The sequence below is a fragment of the Sphingomonas sp. 66-10 genome, assembly GCF_001897045.1.
GTDB lineage: Bacteria > Pseudomonadota > Alphaproteobacteria > Sphingomonadales > Sphingomonadaceae > Sphingomonas > Sphingomonas lycopersici.
Map to the genome: position 1 here is coordinate 1 of NZ_MKRR01000010.1, position 1,133 is coordinate 1,133.

General features: G+C 61.9%; 2 protein-coding genes. Both read left to right on the forward strand.

The genetic code is table 11. The features are described from left to right. Positions 1 to 535: FecR family protein (locus BGN95_RS01470; protein ID WP_286771399.1), on the forward strand; the 535-nt coding region annotated here is incomplete at its 5' end. A gap of 80 nt (positions 536 to 615) precedes the next feature. After that, positions 616 to 1,133: STN domain-containing protein (locus tag BGN95_RS01475; protein ID WP_286771400.1), on the forward strand; the 518-nt coding region annotated here is incomplete at its 3' end.

A 1,133-nucleotide genomic window follows, 5' to 3' on the forward strand; every position in this document is an offset into this window, starting at 1 on the left:
GGAACTTGAAGCGGCCGGCCCAAAAAAAGATCGGCATCTGGTGCTCACGCGCGGGAGGGCGCGTTTTGCGACGCGCGCTGGCGGGATTGCTCCGCTCATGGTGAGGGTTGGATCATGGACTGTTGCCGCCGATGAGGCGGTGTTTGATGTGGACCTGATCGCCTCGACGCCAAGGGTCAGGGTCAAGGAAGGAGTGGTGCGGGTAACGCCGCCATCGACAAGCGGCACGACGCTTCGTTCCGGCGAGGCAATATCCGGCCCCAAACCCAATGCGACACCGACCCCCGTCGTCGTGGATAACTGGCCATCCGGCGTCCTCACGCTGCAGCAGACCCGCGTCTCGGAGGCGATCGCCGCGATCAATCGATATAATGATCGCAAGATTGTTCTTGGCGATACTGCGATTGGAGAAATGCGGGTCACCGGTGGCTTCCGTGTCCGCGATCCGCTGGGTCTCGCACGCGCAGTCGCTGCGCTTTACGGCCTGCTCGTCGATCAATCGAACCCATCAGAGATCAGGCTCATCCGACCTTAAAATAATCCGGGCGGGCAAATTCCAATCGCCGTTTCCTTTCTATCAACCGCGCAATCGTGGGTGATGGAGGGGAAAAGATTATGAATCGAACCAGCACAAGACGAATGCTGCGCGTCGGAATTGCGTCCGTGGCAATTGCTTGGGGGAGCTGGGTGCCGCATGCTCGCGCGCAGACCGCGGAGCGCGCGGAAATCCGTTTACCGCGCCAGTCGCTGGCTGCGGCGCTGGAGCGGCTATCGGCGCTGTCGAAGACGACGATCCTGGCCGACTCAGCCCTCGTTGGTGAGCGACAGGCACCTCCGCTCAACGGGGCATACACGGTCGAGGAAGCGCTCGAGGCGCTTCTGCGCGGCACTGGGCTGCAATACGAACAAGTCGAGGGCGGGGGGTTCGTCATTCGCGCGGGCGAACCGCGCGATCGGGCAGCGACAAGCGCCGATGTCATCGTTACGGGCACCCGCATTCGAGGTGCGGCGCCGGCCGGTGAGCACGTCCTTACGTTCGATCGCAAGGACATCGATCAGAGCGGCTATGCGACGACGCAACAAATTATCCAGGCATTGCCGCAGAATTTTGGCGGCGGGCTCAATGAAGGGAA